The sequence below is a fragment of the Achromobacter arsenitoxydans SY8 genome (assembly GCF_000236785.1).
GTDB lineage: Bacteria > Pseudomonadota > Gammaproteobacteria > Burkholderiales > Burkholderiaceae_B > Achromobacter > Achromobacter arsenitoxydans.
This window is the reverse complement of sequence record NZ_AGUF01000010.1, coordinates 75,140-92,319: the sequence shown is the minus strand read 5'-3', so window position 1 is coordinate 92,319 and position 17,180 is coordinate 75,140. Positions and strand designations below refer to the sequence as shown.

At 63.3% G+C, this 17,180-nt stretch carries 15 protein-coding genes and 1 pseudogene; 9 read left to right on the top strand and 7 right to left on the bottom strand.

Annotated elements, in window-relative coordinates; translation table 11 throughout:
- Window positions 1-293 precede the first annotated feature (293 nt).
- Window positions 294-506: pseudogene (locus KYC_RS29190) on the top strand (DUF3363 domain-containing protein); the annotation flags it as partial.
- A 75-nt stretch (window positions 507-581) separates the two neighbouring features.
- On the opposite strand, the gene KYC_RS02265 reads toward KYC_RS29190, so the two are convergent.
- Both KYC_RS02265 and KYC_RS02260 read right to left on the bottom strand, forming a co-directional pair.
- Window positions 582-2,201, bottom strand: coding sequence for a PQQ-dependent sugar dehydrogenase (locus KYC_RS02265; RefSeq protein WP_008158414.1), 1,620 nt, complete (start codon window positions 2,199-2,201; stop codon window positions 582-584).
- A gap of 33 nt (window positions 2,202-2,234) precedes the next feature.
- The gene (locus KYC_RS02260) at window positions 2,235-3,149 is read right to left on the bottom strand and encodes a LysR family transcriptional regulator (RefSeq protein ID WP_008158412.1); all 915 of its coding nucleotides are present in this window, start codon (window positions 3,147-3,149) and stop codon (window positions 2,235-2,237) included.
- Window positions 3,150-3,352: 203 nt separating this feature from the next.
- Here KYC_RS02260 and KYC_RS02255 point away from each other — a divergent pair, with 203 nt between their 5' ends.
- The 5 genes from KYC_RS02255 to KYC_RS02235 all read left to right on the top strand — a co-directional run bounded on the left by KYC_RS02255 (window position 3,353) and on the right by KYC_RS02235 (window position 8,024).
- A complete protein-coding gene (locus tag KYC_RS02255; RefSeq protein ID WP_008158410.1) occupies window positions 3,353-3,574 on the top strand; it encodes an SDR family NAD(P)-dependent oxidoreductase in 222 nt (73 codons plus the stop codon).
- Between the two features lie 50 nt (window positions 3,575-3,624).
- Entirely contained in the window at window positions 3,625-4,734 is a 1,110-nt protein-coding gene (locus KYC_RS02250) for an alpha/beta hydrolase (protein ID WP_008158408.1), read from the top strand.
- A gap of 204 nt (window positions 4,735-4,938) precedes the next feature.
- A complete protein-coding gene (locus KYC_RS02245) occupies window positions 4,939-6,153 on the top strand; it encodes an MFS transporter (protein ID WP_008158406.1) in 1,215 nt (404 codons plus the stop codon).
- A gap of 237 nt (window positions 6,154-6,390) precedes the next feature.
- A complete protein-coding gene (locus KYC_RS02240) occupies window positions 6,391-6,732 on the top strand; it encodes a cyclophilin-like fold protein (RefSeq protein ID WP_008158404.1) in 342 nt (113 codons plus the stop codon).
- Between the two features lie 308 nt (window positions 6,733-7,040).
- A complete protein-coding gene (locus tag KYC_RS02235) occupies window positions 7,041-8,024 on the top strand; it encodes a Bug family tripartite tricarboxylate transporter substrate binding protein (RefSeq protein ID WP_008158402.1) in 984 nt (327 codons plus the stop codon).
- A gap of 178 nt (window positions 8,025-8,202) precedes the next feature.
- On the opposite strand, the gene KYC_RS02230 is transcribed toward KYC_RS02235, so the two are convergent.
- From KYC_RS02230 to msuE, 3 genes are all read right to left on the bottom strand, one after another.
- Entirely contained in the window at window positions 8,203-9,231 is a 1,029-nt protein-coding gene (locus tag KYC_RS02230) for a methionine synthase (protein ID WP_008158400.1), read from the bottom strand.
- Window positions 9,232-9,258: 27 nt separating this feature from the next.
- Window positions 9,259-10,242 carry a DUF1852 domain-containing protein gene (locus tag KYC_RS02225; RefSeq protein ID WP_008158398.1) on the bottom strand — a complete coding sequence of 328 codons (984 nt, stop codon included), beginning with the start codon at window positions 10,240-10,242 and terminating at the stop codon, window positions 9,259-9,261.
- A gap of 152 nt (window positions 10,243-10,394) precedes the next feature.
- A complete protein-coding gene (gene msuE / locus KYC_RS02220; protein ID WP_008158396.1) occupies window positions 10,395-10,976 on the bottom strand; it encodes an FMN reductase in 582 nt (193 codons plus the stop codon).
- 216 nt (window positions 10,977-11,192) lie between these two features.
- On the opposite strand from msuE, the gene KYC_RS02215 reads away from it, so the two are divergent.
- The 3 genes from KYC_RS02215 to KYC_RS02205 all read left to right on the top strand — a co-directional run bounded on the left by KYC_RS02215 (window position 11,193) and on the right by KYC_RS02205 (window position 14,261).
- On the top strand, window positions 11,193-12,092 hold the full coding sequence (locus tag KYC_RS02215; protein WP_008158394.1) for a LysR family transcriptional regulator: 900 nt from the start codon (window positions 11,193-11,195) through the stop codon (window positions 12,090-12,092).
- Between the two features lie 210 nt (window positions 12,093-12,302).
- The gene (locus tag KYC_RS02210) at window positions 12,303-13,439 is read left to right on the top strand and encodes a hypothetical protein (protein ID WP_043517329.1); all 1,137 of its coding nucleotides are present in this window, start codon (window positions 12,303-12,305) and stop codon (window positions 13,437-13,439) included.
- Window positions 13,440-13,448: 9 nt separating this feature from the next.
- Window positions 13,449-14,261, top strand: a complete 813-nt coding sequence (locus KYC_RS02205) for an SDR family NAD(P)-dependent oxidoreductase (RefSeq protein WP_008158390.1) — start codon at window positions 13,449-13,451, stop codon at window positions 14,259-14,261.
- A gap of 31 nt (window positions 14,262-14,292) precedes the next feature.
- On the opposite strand, the gene KYC_RS02200 is transcribed toward KYC_RS02205, so the two are convergent.
- Together KYC_RS02200 and KYC_RS02195 are read right to left on the bottom strand one after the other, a co-directional pair.
- A complete protein-coding gene (locus KYC_RS02200; RefSeq protein ID WP_008158389.1) occupies window positions 14,293-15,906 on the bottom strand; it encodes an NAD(P)/FAD-dependent oxidoreductase in 1,614 nt (537 codons plus the stop codon).
- A gap of 116 nt (window positions 15,907-16,022) precedes the next feature.
- Window positions 16,023-17,105, bottom strand: a complete 1,083-nt coding sequence (locus KYC_RS02195) for an MBL fold metallo-hydrolase (protein ID WP_008158386.1) — start codon at window positions 17,103-17,105, stop codon at window positions 16,023-16,025.
- Between the last annotated feature and the right edge of the window lie 75 nt (window positions 17,106-17,180).

Genomic DNA, 17,180 nt, shown 5'->3' with positions numbered 1-17,180 from the left:
GCGTCTTTGACGGTAAAGGTCTCCTCGGGAAAGCTTGTTTTATGCGGCTTTCCCGGCATCAGCAGGTCTCCTGGCCCCTGACGATAAAGGCCGTCACGAAACAGGAGAAGAACCTCCATGCTTACCGACACCGACTGCGCAATCTCAAGCCTAAGTCCAAGATAAAGGCTTCAGACCGTGACGGCATGTACGTGGTCGTGGCTCGGGGTCAGGCCGTGCCGTGCCGCGACCCGCAAGAAGTTGTGGCGGCTCACGTCCGGCGTCTGGAAGCTCTGCGCCGGACCTGCATCGTGGAGCGCGTGGCCGGCATTTGCCGCCGCAGCGTCATGCTCGCCATCGGGCGCTATGCGATGCTCGATGACGGCATGGGGTTCAGCCTGGTGCCCTGGAAGCCAGTGATCGAACAAAGGCTGGGGCAGCAGATTGCAGCAACGGTACGCGGCAGTGCGGTTTCATGGGAGGTCGGGCGGCAGCGGGGGGCATCCATTTGGCTAGAGAGCATCTAGACTTGACACCCGCTCTAGCCAGGGGCGAGCGAGACGCAGATCACTATCGCCCATGGCCCAACCAGCGCCATTCCTTCAACCGTTCCGGGAGGGCGGCGTCAGCCGCAGGAGCTTGGCGTCGATCCCATCGGTGAGAATGTAGATAGAGCCGTCGGGGGCCACCTTGAGGTCTCGCATCCGCTCGTTCAAGTCCGCCAGCAGCAATTGCTGACCCACGATCCGCCGCCCATCACGCAGCACCCGGCGCACCGCGCGCTCCTTGAGCGCCGGTACGAGCAGATCGCCACGCCACTCGGGAAACAGCGCGCCGTCATAGACCGCCAGGCCGGCCGGCGCGATCGAAGGCGTCCATTCCAGCACCGCGTCCTGATACCCCTCCAGTCGGTGGAACGGTGTCACGCGCGCGAATGGGTAGTCTATGCCGCCGGTGACGACCGGCCATCCGTAGTTGCCGCCCGGCACGATGCGGTTGATCTCATCGCCCCCGCGCGCGCCGTGCTCGGTGACCAGCAGGTCGCCCGTTGTCGGATCGACCGCGATGCCCTGTGCGTTGCGGTGCCCCAGGCTGTAGATCTCGGGAGCGGTGCCGGGCTGCTGCATGAATGGGTTGTCCGCCGGCGGCTTACCCTCGCGGTCCAGCCGCACCACGGTGCCCAGGTGGTTCGCGGGGTTCTGCGCTTCCTCGCGCCGCGCGCTGCCGTCTCCCAGTGAGAGGACCAGCGTGCCGTCGCCGAGAAACGCGATGCGTCCTCCGTTGTTGCCCGCGCGCGGCTTCAACGTCGAACTGAACAGCACGCGCACGTCCTCGATCTTGTCGCCCGCAAGCCTGACCCGCACCAAGCGCGTGCCGTTCGCGCCCGCTTCGCCGTAACCCATCGTCAGGTAGAGCCAACCGTTCTGCTCGAACTGCGGGTCCAGCGCGACTTCCATCAGCCCGATGACGCCGCCTTGCTGAAAGATGGGCGGGAGCCCTTCCAGTGCAATATCCAAGGACGTGCCATCGGCCGCGATGGCGCGCAGGCGTCCCCCCATTTCGGTGACCAGCGTGCGGCCGTCCGGCAGGAACGCCATGGACCAGGGCCGGTTCAATCCGGTGAAGACGGTCTGGACCGTGTAACTGGCAGGATCGACGCCATCGGGCTTGTCGCCAGCCCCCGGCGCCATGGCGAAAAAGCTCACCGCGGGGACAATAACGAGTGCCGCTGCCATCGTGGCATAACGCCATGAAAGGCGAGCCTCAGCTTGTTGCTCTCGGTGTGCCGGCGAGGTCAGGCGGGTATAGAGCAGGCCACCGACGATCCCTGTCAGCGACATCAGCAAATGGCCGAGTGGTCCCCGTGTGCCAGGGATCGCGGGCATGGGAATCACCGAGCGCATCAGCCAGAACGCAATCCACAGGCCGCCAACGGACGCGGCGGCGAAGATCGCCGCGCGCCAGGCAGGCGGCACCGCCCGCATAGCCCCATGCCCCACCAAGACCGCAGGCAACAGCGCGGCGATCGCGATGGCGACCATGACCGGCCCGAATCTCGCCAGGTCTTCCAGCGTGGTCCAGGCGCGGAGCGAGGCAGTCACCGGGGCGTCGAACTCGACGAGCTGGCCGAGGACGATTTGAGTCTGGACAAGGCTGACAATGGCACCAGTCGCCACGACGGCAGCAAGAAAGGCTGCGATGTATCGAGCAGAGAACTTCATCCGGTTCCTTCTGTTTCAGAAAATGGGCCGGCGCTATCGCCGCTTCTTTACGGTTGCCTCCTGCGAGCGCAGCGCGTCGAGCACCAAAGCGAACGCGGGTGATGGTTGTCGCCGGCTCGGGTAATAGAGGTAGTAGCCCTCGAATGGCGCGCACCAGTCGTCCAGCACGCGCACGAGCCGCCCTTCCTCGATGTGGGGGGTGAATTCCAGCTCCGGGAGAAAGGCAATGCCCAGTCCCTCCAGCGCCGCCTGCACGATGTGCGGGGTGCTGTTGAGCGTGACCTGTCCCTCGACCCGGACGTTCAGCTCCTTGCCCTTGCGTCCGAACTCCCAGACGTATAGCCCGCCATGCGTGGGAAAGCGCAGGTTGATGCAACTGTGCTTCGTCAGGTCCTCCGGCCTCTTGGGCTTCGGACGCTTGGCGAAGTAGTCCGGCGCGGCGACCGCCGCCATGCGCAGTTTCGGGCCGATCGGCACCGCGATCATGTCCTTGTCGATGGTGTCGCCCAAGCGCACGCCCGCATCGAAGCGGTCGGCCACGATGTCCCGGAACCCGTAGTTCACGTCGAACTCCACCTTGACGTCCGGGTACTTGTGCAGCAGTGGCGCGACCTTCGGCAGTAGCGTGGTCTTGAGCACATGGTCGCCACAGGTAATCCGTACCGTGCCGGTTGGCTTGTCGCGCAGCTCCGACAACTCGTCCAGTTCCGCCTCGATCTCATCGAAGCGGTGCCCGATCGCCTGTAGCAGCCGTTCCCCGGCCGCCGTAGGCGACACGCTGCGCGTGGTCCGCGTGAGCAGGCGAATTTCCAGCCGTGCTTCCAGACCACTGATGGCCTGGCTCAGCGCCGATTGCGTCACGCCCAGCAGCGCGGCGGCGCGCGTGAAGCTGCCTTCACGCGCGATCGTGACAAACGAGAGCAGATCGTTGAGGTTTCTTCTGACCATATTTTCAGTTTCGCACGGCTTTTTTATTAGTGCAACTAATAGCCCTTTTAAGTATTAATTAGCTAGTCGCGGCGCGCGAGAGGCGGGAAAATTTGCCACATACCGATGGACGGTCTGTGCCGAGGGCATCCGCGCTCACTGGCACCTGCACGAGTTGAAGCGCTCTCCTTCCACGTCTTTCGACCAAGACTGAAGGAGTTCGCATGGCGATTCAATTCGATTTCTCGCGCAAGGTCGCCTTCGTCATTGGCGGCGGAACGGGCATCGGCTGCGCCGCCGCACTTGCCTTTGCCAAGGCCGGCGCCAACGTCGCCGTGGTGGGCAGCCCCAAGGAACTGGCCGCGACGGTGCTCTGGCAGTGCTCGGAGGGGGGCGCATTCTCGATCGGCTCCAACCTCGTCGTCGATGGCGGGCAATCCGTGTGACGCCTTCAATCACGCTCAATCAACCCAATTCGCAGGAAAGGATTTTCACCATGGAGAAGAACAATGAAGTTGGTGCCACTATCGCCCAGAAATACACCGCCAACGTCGGCCGCCGCAACGTGCTGAAGATGACGGCCACCGGGATCGCCGCCCTCGGCGTGGGAGCAGTCGCCACAGGCCCGGCCGCCGCGCGGACGCGCCTGACCCTCACCGAAAAGTGGGACAAGACCTTCCCTAAGAGCGACAAGGTGGATCACAAGAAGGTCACCTTCAAGAACCGCTACGGCATCACCCTGGCGGGCGACCTGTATCAACCCAAGGGCTCTACCGGCAAGCTCGCGGCGCTGGCCGTCGGGGGCCCGTTCGGGGCAGTAAAAGAGCAATCATCTGGCCTGTACGCGCAAACGATGGCCGAACGCGGCTTCCTCACGCTGGCTTTCGATCCGTCTTATACAGGCGAAAGCAGTGGCGAGCCACGCAATGTCACCTCACCGGACATCAGCACCGAGGACTTCAGTGCGGCGGTAGACTATCTAGGCCAGTTGCCCATTGTTGACCGCGAACGCATCGGCGCCATCGGCATCTGCGGCTGGGGCGGGTTCGTTCTGAATGCCGCTGCCGCAGACAAGCGCATCAAGGCGGTGATGGCCAGCACCATGTACGACATCTCGCGCGTCAGTGCCCGAGGCTACAACGACAGTGTGACCCTTGAGCAGCGCACGAAAACGCTGGAACAACTGAGCCGTCAGCGTTGGCAGGATGCGGAAAATGGCAAGCCTGCTTACCAGCCACCCTACAACAAAGATCTTCCCGACAGTGCTCCTCAGTTTATGGTGGACTACCACGACTACTACATGACTCCGCGGGGCTATCACCCTCGTGCAGTCAATTCCGGCAATGCGTGGACGCAGACCAATCCGCTGTCGTTCATGAACGCGCCGATTCTGAGCTATATCAGGGAAATCTCGCCGCGCCCGGTCCTGTTCGTCCACGGCGAGAAGGCGCACTCGCGCTACTTCAGCGAAACCGCCTACGCGGCGGCGGCCGAGCCGAAGGAACTCATGATCATCCCGGGTGCCAGCCACGTCGATCTGTACGACCAGATGGACAAGATCCCGTTCGACAAGCTGACGGCGTTCTTCAAGCAGCACCTGGCCTGAGCGCACCGCTTGGCCGGTTGAATCATCAAGGACGAGGCGGATGGTGCGCCATCGGCCTCCGTGGGAAGGCGGCTGCCGCAATCCCACGGCAAGGACCGGAGGGCGACCGGCCCTTTGACTAGCGACTGCTATTTACGTCGCCATGCCCGTCCAACGGATGCGCGTGGCGATTTCCTATGAGCCTCGGGACAGAACAAAGAATTCATGACGCCCAACACATCTGACGCTCCGGTCGGGGCACAAACCGAAACTGAAGACCAGCCCGCCTACTGGAGCGGCGTCTTCGCCTTGTCCCTGTGCGTGTTCGCACTCGTGGCCTCCGAATTCATGCCCGTGAGCCTGCTGACGCCGATCGCCGGCGACCTGCGCATCACCGAAGGGATGGCCGGCCAGGGCATCGCCATCTCCGGCGCCTTCGCGGTACTGACCAGCCTGTCGATCTCGTCCCTGGCCGGCACCATGGACCGCAAGAAGCTGCTGCTGGCTCTGACCGTCCTGATGGGCGTTTCCGGCGCCATCGTCGCGATGGCGCCGAACTACCTGATCTACATGATCGGGCGCGCGCTCATCGGAGTGGTGATCGGCGGCTTCTGGTCGATGTCGGCGGCCATTGCGATCCGCCTGGTGCCCTCCCGTGACGTACCCAAGGCCCTGGCGATCTTCAATGGCGGCAACGCGCTGGCGACGGTGATCGCCGCGCCGCTGGGCGCCTGGTTGGGGGCCATCATCGGATGGCGCGGTGCGTTCTTCGCGCTGGTGCCCGTGGCGCTGATCACATTGGCCTGGCAATGGTTCGCCTTGCCCGCCATGAAGACGCAAGCACGCGCTCCCGGCTCCGGCAACGTCTTCAAGGTGCTCAAGAGCCGCACCGTCGCCTACGGCATGGCCGGGTGCGGGGCCTTCTTCATGGGCCAGTTCGCGCTGTTCACCTACCTGCGCCCCTTCCTCGAAACGGTGACGCACGTCAGCGTGTCCACGCTGTCGCTGCTGCTGCTGGTGATCGGCGTGGCGGGCTTCATCGGCACCGCGGTCATCGGCACGATCCTCAAGCGGGGCCTGTACGGCCCGCTCATCACCATCCCGACCCTCATGGCGGTGATCGCCGTGGCGCTGATCCCGGCGGGTGCCTGGGTGCTTCCCGTGGCTGTGCTGCTGGGCCTGTGGGGCCTGATGGCGACGGCCACGCCAGTGGGCTGGTGGAGCTGGATTGCGCAGGCCATGCCGCACGACGCCGAGGCCGGCGGCGGCCTGATGGTGGCGGTCATCCAGTTTTCCATCGCGCTGGGTTCGACCGTCGGCGGCGTGCTGTTCGATGCCAGCGGTTATCAGAGCACGTTCATCGCCAGCGCGGTGGTGTTGCTGCTTGCCGCCTTCCTGACTTTTCAGACCTCGCGCGCGCAGGCGCGGCAAGGGGCCTGATCCCTGTCCGTGTTGCAAGGAGAACCCATGGCTACCAGAACCTTTGATGCTGATGCAGGCCGCATGAGTGTTGCGATGGGAGCGGCAAGCCGTCGCCATTCCTGGCGCGCGCGGACCACGTGGCTGCTCGGGCTGCCGCTGCTTCTCCTTGCACTGAGTGGCGGCCATACCGCCCAGGCGGCCGGTCCTGCTGCGCCGGACGCCACACAGGCCACTAGCAATTCGGAGGAATCACGCATGTGGATGACCGTCGGCGAGCGCCGCTTCGCCATCACCCTGGCCGACACCGAGGCCGCCCGCGCATTGGCCGCCCGATTGCCGCTGACGCTGGACATGGAAGAACTCAACGGCAACGAGAAGAAGAAGGAACTGCCCCAGGCGCTGCCTGCCGCCACGTTCCAGCCGGAAACCATCCGCACCGGCGACCTCCTGCTGTGGGGCTCGCGCACCGTGGTCGTCTTCTACACGACCTTCGATTCACCCTACTCATACACTCGTCTCGGCCGCGTGGATGATCCGGCCGGGCTGGCTCAGGCGCTTGGACGCGGCGATGTGCGGGTGGTGTTGTCCAAGAACTAGCCGCCGACGACGACAACACGTTCTACCGCAAGTCCGACGTGGATGAATCGGCTGCGCCGGAGCCCGAGGGCGAGTTCGTGGCGGACGCCAAGGCGCCGATGTACTACGCTTCCACTGACCGGCCAAGCCCCTCCCGCCGTCCCCAACAAGCTAGGGTTATCCGGGATTCTTTATGCTTAAACTTTTGTGAAGAATGAGCGGCTATGCAGGGCTGCCGCCGCGATGAGGCATCGGGGCGGTTCACCGGGGTGCGGCACCTGACGCACCGTACGCAGGATCGCGCGGTGGGGCCCTATTAGGAGAATCGCATGCCGCTGCGTAGACATTGCCTGGCCATGATGATGCTGGCGCTGACGGGGGGGGCGACGGGCAGTCATGCGCAAACGCCGTCGCAGGCCTGGCCCGCCAAGCCGGTGCGTATGGTCGTGGGGCTGGCCCCTGGCGGGCTGGTGGACGTGTTGACGCGCACTGTGCAGCCGCATTTGGCCGAGGCCTTGAAGCAGACCGTTATCGTGGAGAATCGGGGCGGCGCTGGCGGTAATGTGGCGGGCGCCGAGGTCGCGCGCAACGGCGGAGATAACCATACCTTCTTGCTCAATCCGTCGACGACCGAATCGGTGAACCCGCTGATGTTCGCCAGCATGCCGTTCGACCCGCAGAAGGACCTGCGGCCGGTCGCCTTGTTGGCCAATAGCCAGTTGTTCCTGTTCGTGCGGTCTTCGTTGGGCGTCGATACGCTTGAAGCGTTTGTCGAATACGCGCGCAAGCGGCCCGATCCGCTCAATTACGGTTCGGCCGGTAATGGCACGACGCCGCATCTGGCTGGCGAGCTGCTCAAGCAGGCTACCGGCATGCAGGCCACCCATGCGCCATATCGCGGCGTGGCGCCGGCGATACAAGACCTGGCCGCGGGGCAGATCGACTTCGCGTTTGGACCGGCTACGGTCTTTCCTATGGTGCAAGCGGGCAAGCTGAAGGTGTTGGCGGTGGCTAGCCGGCAACGGGCTGCCGTGGCGCCCGACATACGAACGTTTTCTGAAGTGGGCATCGACGGCGTTTTCGCGGACAGCCTGTTTGGCGTGTATGCCGCGGCCGGGACCCGCGATGATGTGGTTGATCGTATGAACGCCGAGATCAACAAGGTGCTCGCACGGCCGGATATTCAGGCGCGCTTTCTGGATGCCGGCGCCGAGGCGCTGCCGCTGCGCGTGGCCGACTATGCCGCGCGCGTGCAGGACGAGAAGAAACTGTTCGCCCCGTTGATGAAGTCGTTGGGGCTGAAGGAGCAGTAGACGGAATCCGCTCGATCAAGGAGCGCGGGTGGCGGATTACCCAATGCTCGACGACAAGGCGAGAGCCTTACGTGTCGTCGAGGCCGTGCAGTCCGCGTTTGAGGATCCAGAGCCGCTGCCCATCGTCGATTGACGATGGGCTGGCAGCTCGCCGCAAGCCTGCGGCTTCAGATCCGAATCAGCCCGAGATTTCCTTGCGGACGATTTCCGCGCCGGCGCTCAGCGCGCTCAGCTTGCCGTTCGCGACGCGACGAGACAACGGCGCCATGCCGCAGTTCGTGCACGGATAGAGCTTGTCGGCATCCACGAACTTAAGCGCCTTGCGCAGCGTATTGGCCACTTCCTCGGGCGTTTCAATGATGTCGCTAGCCACGTCAATGGCGCCGACCATCACCTTCTTGCCGCGAATCAGTTCGATCAGGTCGATCGGAACATGCGAGTTGTGGCATTCCAGCGAGATGATGTCGATATTGGACTGCTGCAGCTTGGGGAAGGATTCTTCGTACTGGCGCCACTCGGACCCCAGCGTTTTCTTCCAGTCGGTGTTGGCCTTGATGCCGTAGCCATAGCAGATATGCACGGCGGTTTCGCATTTGAGGCCTTCGATCGCCCGTTCCAGGGTGGCGATGCCCCAGTCGTTCACTTCGTCGAAGAAGACGTTGAATGCCGGCTCATCGAACTGGATGATGTCGACGCCGGCGGCTTCCAGTTCGCGGGCTTCCTGGTTGAGGATCTTGGCGAACTCCCAGGCCAGCTTTTCGCGGCTCTTGTAGTGGGCGTCGTACAGCGTGTCGATCATCGTCATGGGACCCGGTAGGGCCCATTTGATGGGTTGCTTGGTTTGCTGGCGCAGGAACTTGGCGTCTTCGACGAACACCGGCTTTTGGCGGCTGACGGCGCTTACTACGGTCGGCACGCTTGCATCGTAGCGATCGCGGATCCGGACGGTTTCGCGCTTTTCGAAATCGACGCCGCTGAGGTGCTCGATGAACGTGGTGACGAAATGCTGGCGGGTCTGCTCGCCGTCGCTGACGATATCAATGCCGGCGTGTTGCTGTTCCTGCAGCGCCAGGCGCAAGGCGTCTTGTTTGCCCTCGACCAGCTCCTCGTCCTGCAGTTTCCAGGGCGACCAGAGTTTTTCGGGCTGAGCCAGCCAGGAAGGTTTCGGCAGACTGCCAGCCGTCGAAGTGGGCAGTAGTTTCTTCATGATCAGTGTTCCGTGTGTTGCGAGTGATTAGAGAGCGGAATTGGCGGCCCAGGTGTCCAGCACTTTCTTGTAGGGCTTGATGAAGTGCTCTTCCGTGAACTTGCCTTGCTTGACGGCCAGTTGGCTGCGCTCTTCCCGGTCATAGACGATCTGCGTCAGGGAGTAGTCCTGATTCTTCAGGCTCGGCCGATAGAGCTTGCCGGCCGCGGAATTGGCGTTGTAGATCTCGGGGCGGTAGATCTTCTGGAAGGTTTCCATCGTGCTGATCAGGCTGATCAGCTCAAGATTGGAGTAGCGGCCAAGCAGGTCGCCCTGGAAGTAAAAGGCCAAGGGCGCGGCGCTGCCCGGGGGCATGAAATAGCGAACCTGCAAGCCCATTTTTTCGAAGTACTGATCGGTGGAAGAGAATTCATCTTGCCGATACTCGACCCCCAGGATGGGATGCTGGTTTTCAGTCCGCTGGTAGGTCTTGCTGCTGGACGCGCTGATGCAGATGACAGGCGGCTTGCTGAACCGCTCCTTGTAGGCGCTTGAATTCAGGAAGTGCTTGAACAGCTTGCCGTGCAGATCGCCGAAATTGTCGGGGGTGCTGAACGTGGGTTGATTGTTGTTGTGTTCGGGCAGCAGCACGCTGAAGTCGTAGTCGCGCACGTAAGAAGAGAAGTTGTTGCCTGCAATGCCTTCAATGCGTTCGTTGTTTTTCTTGTCGACGATGTTGGTTTGCAGTATTTCGATCAGCGGAAAAACGCTGCTGCCGCCTTCGGCGCCAAGGTTCATCTCAACGGAAATGATGTCGAGTTCGACCTCGTAGCGATCCCCCGTCGGGTTGTCCCAATGCGCCAGGCTATTGAAGCGGCTGTCGATCATCCTCAAGGTGTTGCGCAGATTCTCCTGGCGGCTAGCTCCCCGGGCCAGATTGGCGAAGTTGGTCGTGATGCGCGTATTGTCCGACGGCTGGTAATTCTCGTCGAAACGAAGGCTCTTGATGGTGAAGGTGAACGCGTTGCTCATGGTGGATTGGTGCGCTGATTTCGCGAAAAGGATTGCAGGGAGTTAAAGCCGGCTCTTGAACGCGCGCGACGCGCGAGGCGTTCAGAGGGCGTATGTCGGGTTGGAAGACCCTGTAGCGGCCATCTGGCCGGCCACCCGGGCCAAGTCTTGCTTCAGGCTGCGACCGCGTCCTCCGCGGCGGCAGTGCTGAGAAGGCGCGTCAATTCGACCAGCGGCAATGCCCGTTCGACGGCCAGTCTGGCCCGCTCGATCAGGGCCTCGTCCTGCAGGCGGTAGTCGGCGAAATCCTTGTCGGTCGCGTAGACGCCCAGCGGCAATGTGCGCGCCTGGAAGAAGCTGAACAGCGGCCGCAACTGGTGGTCGATCATCAGGGCATGGCGTTCGCTGCCGCCTGTGGCCGCAAGCAAGACGGGCTTGTCGATCAAGGCGTCCTGATGGATGAAGTCGAAGAAGTGCTTGAACAGGCCCGTGTACGAACCGCGAAAGACCGGGGTTGTCACGACCAGGATGTCGGCTTGCTCGACCGCGTCAAGTTCTTGCTCCACCGAGTCGGGCAGGTGGGAGCGCCAGACCGCGCCGGCAAGTTGCGGTGCAAGCTGGCCCAGTTCGACCAGGCGTTGTTCACACGGGACTTCACCGGCGATCAGGTCCAGCAGGTGTTTTGCCAGCGCAGCAGATTTGGAGGGGCGTTGCAGTCCGCCGGAAACGGCTACTAGACGGAGTGGGTGTGTCATTCTGGATTTCATGATGATGGATCAACGCCCCGCTGCGGCATCGCTATATGCGGATGCGCCGCCGGACGCTGCGCAGGGTTTTGCGCATTCAAATCTTGATTAATGGCAAAAGCCGCTTGCAGGCATGCGAATGATCAATGAGAGCGGATACTAGGGGAGGGGAGTGATGAAGTAAAATGGTTTTATTTCACGAATCCATGAGCGGAAATCATCTGAATGCTTGAGCGCATCCATCTCAGCATCGTCCAGCAGGTCGAGAAGCAAGGGTCTTTGACGGCTGCGGCAGGCGTGCTGAGCCTGACCCAATCGGCCCTGAGTCACAGCATCAGGAAGCTGGAACAGCAGCTGGGCACCGATGTCTGGCTGCGCGAAGGCCGAAGCCTGCGCCTGACGCAGGCGGGCCAATACTTGCTGGCGGTGGCCAACCGCGTGCTGCCGCAGTTGGACCTGGCCGAAGAGCGCCTGGGCCAGTTCGCGCAGGGCGAGCGCGGGGCGCTGCGCATCGGGATGGAATGCCACCCTTGCTATCAGTGGCTGCTCAAGGTGGTTTCCCCTTACCTGGCCGCCTGGCCGGACGTCGATGTGGACGTCAAGCAGAAGTTCCAGTTCGGCGGGATCGGCGCGCTCTTCGGCTACGAGATAGACCTGCTGGTCACGCCTGATCCGCTGTTCAAGCCGGGCCTGAAATTCGAGCCCGTGTTCGACTACGAACAGGTGCTGGTCGTGCCCAAGGGGCATGCGCTGGCTTCGGCGGCGTACGTGAAGCCCCAGCAGTTGACCCAGGAAGTGCTGATCAGCTACCCCGTGGATATCGAGCGCCTGGACATCTACAACCAGTTCCTGTTGCCGGCCGGCGTCACGCCCAAGCGCCACAAAGCCATCGAAACCACCGACATCATGGTGCAGATGGTGGCCAGCGGACGCGGCGTGGCCGCTTTGCCGCGTTGGCTGGTCGAGGAGTACGCGGCCAGGATGGACGTGGTGCCCGTGCGGCTGGGCGCGCGCGGCATCGCGAAACAGATCTTCCTGGGCGCGCGGGAGGCCGACACGGCCATCGACTATGTGCGGGCGTTTATTGAACTGGCGCGTCAGCCGGCCGCCACTGTGTCCGGATAAAACCCTTCGCCGGATGAGACCCTTCGATGCCTTGGCCGCCGCAGCCGAAGCGGCCGGCGCGAGCGGCTGATTGCGCTTGGTGCACTCGATCCGGCAGCTTATTGATGTCGAATTCCTTTCAAGTTCGCGTATCTGCAGGCTTTTTAATGGTGACCGACCATTGATATACTCCCCGGTCGAATTGAAGGAAAACCCACCGGGAGATATTGGATGCGTTTAACGGCTGTTGCACTCGGCTTGTTCGCACTATGCGGCACTTCGTTCGCCGCCCAGGACAGTACTCAGGCATTCCAGCAAGCCTTGAAGCAAGTGCCCCAGGCGGTGTTGAGCGCCCCTGAAGCGATGCAATTCTTCTTTCTCGACGTGCAAGCCTGGCGAGGCCTGGAAAAAGCCGGTCCATCCGCCGACGCCATGCGCAGACTGTCCATCGGGCAAGCGATCAGCCCGCTTCAATCCATCGGGTACGGCCTGGACAAGTGGGCCGATGCCGCACATATCTCTTTCAATGAACTGTCCTATTTCGCCGGGTTTGGTCAGCCGCCCGGCAATGTCGCCTACTGGGGCCTGAAGGACCGGGAATCCGCCGCGAAGTTGGCGGATCGTCTGAAGCAGGCCGATTTCAAGCCCGTGAATGGCGATGTGGCCGGCCTGATGGCAAATGGCGAGGCCAATAAGCCGGATATGACCAAAGCCAGCGGACAAGATCCGTGGCGCGGCACGATGGGCATGCCAACCTTTGTTCTCCCGCTTGATGCGGCGCTGGTTCAGGCGTCGACGCCAACGGGAATGAAAGTCCTGGCTCAGCCCACGCCTTCCGTTGCGGACAGCGAGATTGTCAGCGCTGCCGTGGCGGGGCTGAAGGAAGCCGTGCCATCGGATGGCGGCCAGATCGTGCAAGCAGCCATTATTTCGCCTGTTCTCGGCCTTCAGGCCGCCGACCCGGCAAAGCTGTTGCCCGCTACGCCTGACGATATGGAAAGCGCAAAGCAGAAGCTCCGTGCGCTTGCGGAAACCAGCGGGCGCGGAATTCCGCCTTACTTCGCGGGCGTCATCGCGGACGTGCAGACCAGGAATGCGCCTGCGGTTGTTTTTTCCCTGGCTTACGCGGATTGCGCCGCCGCCAAGCAGGCGGTTGATGGCGTCGGCGCCGCATGGAAGCAAACCATGGCCGGTGCGGTGCAAGCCGACGTGCAAGGGCGTACCGTCCAGGCGGGCAAGTTGTGCGCGGCGGTCATCAGCATGACTGCGCCGAAGGCGGAGAATGCCGGAAACCCGATTCTGGCCCAGATCATGAACCGTTATATGCAGCGCGACTTTACAGTTCTGCAGATCGGCTCGTCGCAATAAGCGCTTCCCATGACCAACTATCCCCAACTCTTCAGCCTGCAGGGCAGGATTGCGGTCGTGCTGGGCGCCGCCTCCGGCATCGGCCAGGCTTCGGCCCATGCGCTGGGCGCGATGGGCGCGTATGTCATGTGCGCGGACCGCGACGAAGACGGCGCGCAGGCCACTGCCCAGCAGATCATCGACGGCGGCGGTTCGGCCGGCTGGGCGCAGACCGATGCCGCCAGCGGCGAGGCCATCGCGGCGTTGGCCGCCAAGGTGCTGGACGAGCAGGGCAGGGTAGACGTCGCGGTCGCGACGCCCGCGCTGAACATCCGCAAATTGATCGTCGATTACACGGAAGAAGAGTTCGATCAGGTCGTGAGCCTGAACCTGCGCGGCGCGTTTCACTTCATGCGCCACTTCGGCCGGCCGATGATGAAGCAGGGCGCGGGCAGCATGATCCTGTGCTCGTCGATGCGCGCCGTGACGATCGAGCCCGGGCTGGGCATCTATGCGGCCACCAAGGCTGGCATCGAGCAGATGGTCAAGGCGTTCGCGGCGGAGGCCGGCGGTTACGGCGTGCGCGTCAATGCGGTCATGCCCAGCATCATCGAAACACGCCTGACCGAGCCGCTGAAGGAACGCCCCGAGATCTACAACACCTATGCCGGCCATACCGTGCTGAATCGCTGGGGCCAGCCGTCCGAGGTAGGCGCCGCCGTGGCGTTTCTGGCGTCGGATGCCGCCAGTTATATATCGGGCAGCAGCCTGGCGGTGGACGCCGGGTGGACGGCCATCGACGGGCCGCCTACGGGCTTGACGCAGACGCGTCCGTCGGAATAGGCGGTGCGAAAAGGGGGCGCTGCGGCGGCGCTTAGGCCTGCCGCCCCATGATGCTCAGCGCAACCGCCTCGGCAATCTTGATCCCATCCACGCCCGCCGACAGAATCCCGCCCGCATAGCCCGCGCCTTCGCCCGCGGGGAACAGGCCCTGCGTATTGATGCTCTGCAGCGTGTCGTTGTCGCGCTTGATGCGGATTGGCGATGAGGTGCGCGTTTCCACGCCGGTCAGCACGGCGTCGGGCATGTTGAAGCCCTTGATGGTCTTGTCGAAGGCCGGCAGGGCTTCGCGGATGGCGGTGATGGCGAAGTCGGGCAGGGCCGTGGCCAGGTCGGTCAGGTGCACGCCCGGGGTGTATGAGGGTTGGACGGCGCCGAATTCGGTCGAGGCCCGGCCTTCCAGGAAGTCGCCCACCAGCTGGCCCGGCGCGCTGTAGTTGCGGCCGCCCAATTCGAAGGCCTGGGATTCCCATTTGCGCTGGAAGTCGACGCCCGCCAGGACGCGTTCGGGGTAGTCGACCTCGGGCGAGATGCCCACCACGATGCCGGCGTTGGCGTTGCGTTCGTTGCGCGAGTACTGGCTCATGCCGTTGGTGACGACGCGGTCGGGTTCGGACGTTGCCGCCACGACCGTGCCGCCGGGGCACATGCAGAAGCTGTAGACGGAGCGCCCGTTGCTGGCGTGGTGCACCAGCTTGTAGTCGGCGGCGCCCAGGATGGGGTGGCCGGCGTTCGGGCCGAATCGCGCGCGGTCGATGAGCGATTGCGGGTGTTCGATGCGAAAGCCGATTGAGAAGGGCTTGGCTTCCATGAACACGCCCTGGTCGTGCAGCATCTGGAAGGTGTCGCGCGCGCTGTGGCCGATGGCCAGGACGACGTGATCGGCCTCGATGTGTTCGCCATTGGACAGGGTGACGCCGGTGACCTTGCCGTTTTCGCGGTGCAGCGTTTCGACCCTGCTGGAGAAGCGGACTTCGCCGCCCAGCTTGGTGATGGTGTCGCGCATGACTTCGACCATGCCGACCAGGCGGAAGGTGCCGATGTGCGGCTTGCTGACGTACAGGATTTCTTCCGGCGCGCCAGCCAGGACGAATTCCTTGAGCACTTTTTCGCCGTAGTGCTTGGGATCCTTGATCTGGCTATAGAGCTTGCCGTCGGAGAAGGTGCCTGCGCCGCCTTCGCCGAACTGGACGTTGGAGTCCGGGTTCAGGATGCGTTTGCGCCAGAGACCCCAGGTGTCTTTGGTGCGCTCGCGCACGGCCTTGCCGCGTTCCAGGATGATGGGTTTGAAGCCCATCTGCGCCAGGACCAGCCCGGCGAACAGGCCACAGGGGCCGGTGCCGATGACGATGGGGCGCTTGGCAAGCGTGGCGGGCGCCTGGGCGACGAATTTGTATTCGGTGTCGGGGGACGGTTTGACGTTGCGGTCGTCGTGAAAGCGCTTGAGCAGCGCGGCTTCGTTTGCGACGTCGATATCCAGCGTGTAGATGAGCAGGATACTGTGCTTTTTGCGCGCGTCGTAGCTGCGCAAAAAGATGGTGTAGCCGTTCAGGTCGCTGGCCGGGATGCCCAGTTTCTTCAGGATTGCGGCGGGCAATTCCTCGGGCGTGTGGTTCAACGGCAGCTTGATTTCAGACAGTCGCAACATGCTTTGGTCCAGACAGATGGGCGATCACAACGTCGCCAAACGCGAATTGTACTGGACCGAAGGGGCGATTCCCCCGCCCGATCAAGGGCCAGGGGCGCCCGGAGTGGGCCGTGCCGCTAGCGTCCCGCGTCCCCGTTCCGCCACCACAACGTTCCCGCCTCCGGCGCGGCTATGTCCACGCGCTGTCCCATCACTGGCGTGGCCAGATTCACCTCATGTTCCTGCGCCAGCGCGACGATGCGTTCGAACGGCTGTTCCCAGGGATGCAGGGCCAGGTCGAAGGTGCCGTTGTGGATCGGCAGCAGCCAGCGCCCGCGCAGGTCCAGGTGCGCCTGCAGGGTCTCTTCGGGCTGCATGTGCACGAAGGCCCAGCGCTTGTCGTAGGCGCCGGTTTCCATGAGGGTCAGGTCGAAGGGGCCGTAGGCGTCTCCGATGGCCTTGAAGCCGTCGAAGTAGCCGCTGTCGCCGCTGAAGAAGACGCGCAGGTCGCCGTCCTGGATGACCCACGAGGCCCACAGGCTGCGGTCGCCGTCGGTCAGGCCGCGGCCTGAGAAGTGCTGGGCGGGCGTGGCGGTCAGGCGCAGGCCATCGGCTTCGGTGGACTGCCACCAGTCCAGCTGTTCGACCTTGTCGGGGGCGATGCCCCAGGCGATCAACTGGTCGCCGACGCCGAGCGGGGCGATGAACCGGGCGGTTTTGGCGTCCAGTTTGGCGACGGCGGCGCGGTCCAGGTGATCATAGTGGTTGTGGGAAAGGATGACGCCCGCTATCGGGGGCAGGTCTTCGATGCTGATGGGCGGCGCGTGAAACCGCGCGGGGCCGGCCCATTGCACGGGGGAGGCGCGCTCGGAGAAGACGGGATCCGTCAGCCAGTAGCGGCCGCGCAGCTTCATCAGGATGGTGGAGTGGCCCAGCCGGTAGAGGCTGCGGTCGGGAGCGGCTTCGAGTTGGGCGTGGTCCAGGGGGCGCACCGGAATGGGAATGTCCGGAACCGTGCCGCTGGGCTTGGCGAAAAAGAAGGTCCAGGTCAGCTTCACGCCTTGCCAGAATCCCAGGGCGGGGCGAGGGAGCGGGTTGTGGAAGCGCCCGTCGCGATGGTGCGGGGATTCCGGGTGGTCGGGCAGGGCGGCGCGGTGGCAGGTGGCGATGGCGGTCACGGCAAGAATTCCAAGCAGGGTGGGCAGGAGCAGGCGCTTCATGTGGGCCGGTCAAAAATTACACTACACAGTGTAGTTTTCAATTTAAAAAAAGTACACTCCCCGGTGTAAAATTTC

What these genes read in the sequence shown, in the direction of transcription:
- KYC_RS02195 (WP_008158386.1), bottom strand. Translation starts at nt 17,105, where the DNA reads ATGAAGCGCCTGCTCCTGCCCACCCTGCTTGGAATTCTTGCCGTGACC.
- KYC_RS02205 (WP_008158390.1), top strand. Translation starts at nt 13,449, where the DNA reads ATGACCAACTATCCCCAACTCTTCAGCCTGCAGGGCAGGATTGCGGTC.
- KYC_RS02265 (WP_008158414.1), bottom strand. Translation starts at nt 2,201, where the DNA reads ATGAAGTTCTCTGCTCGATACATCGCAGCCTTTCTTGCTGCCGTCGTG.
- KYC_RS02200 (WP_008158389.1), bottom strand. Translation starts at nt 15,906, where the DNA reads ATGTTGCGACTGTCTGAAATCAAGCTGCCGTTGAACCACACGCCCGAG.
- KYC_RS02235 (WP_008158402.1), top strand. Translation starts at nt 7,041, where the DNA reads ATGCCGCTGCGTAGACATTGCCTGGCCATGATGATGCTGGCGCTGACG.
- KYC_RS02255 (WP_008158410.1), top strand. Translation starts at nt 3,353, where the DNA reads ATGGCGATTCAATTCGATTTCTCGCGCAAGGTCGCCTTCGTCATTGGC.
- KYC_RS02260 (WP_008158412.1), bottom strand. Translation starts at nt 3,149, where the DNA reads ATGGTCAGAAGAAACCTCAACGATCTGCTCTCGTTTGTCACGATCGCG.
- KYC_RS02240 (WP_008158404.1), top strand. Translation starts at nt 6,391, where the DNA reads ATGTGGATGACCGTCGGCGAGCGCCGCTTCGCCATCACCCTGGCCGAC.
- KYC_RS02245 (WP_008158406.1), top strand. Translation starts at nt 4,939, where the DNA reads ATGACGCCCAACACATCTGACGCTCCGGTCGGGGCACAAACCGAAACT.
- KYC_RS02215 (WP_008158394.1), top strand. Translation starts at nt 11,193, where the DNA reads ATGCTTGAGCGCATCCATCTCAGCATCGTCCAGCAGGTCGAGAAGCAA.
- KYC_RS02225 (WP_008158398.1), bottom strand. Translation starts at nt 10,242, where the DNA reads ATGAGCAACGCGTTCACCTTCACCATCAAGAGCCTTCGTTTCGACGAG.
- KYC_RS02250 (WP_008158408.1), top strand. Translation starts at nt 3,625, where the DNA reads ATGGAGAAGAACAATGAAGTTGGTGCCACTATCGCCCAGAAATACACC.
- KYC_RS02230 (WP_008158400.1), bottom strand. Translation starts at nt 9,231, where the DNA reads ATGAAGAAACTACTGCCCACTTCGACGGCTGGCAGTCTGCCGAAACCT.
- KYC_RS02210 (WP_043517329.1), top strand. Translation starts at nt 12,303, where the DNA reads ATGCGTTTAACGGCTGTTGCACTCGGCTTGTTCGCACTATGCGGCACT.
- msuE (WP_008158396.1), bottom strand. Translation starts at nt 10,976, where the DNA reads ATGACACACCCACTCCGTCTAGTAGCCGTTTCCGGCGGACTGCAACGC.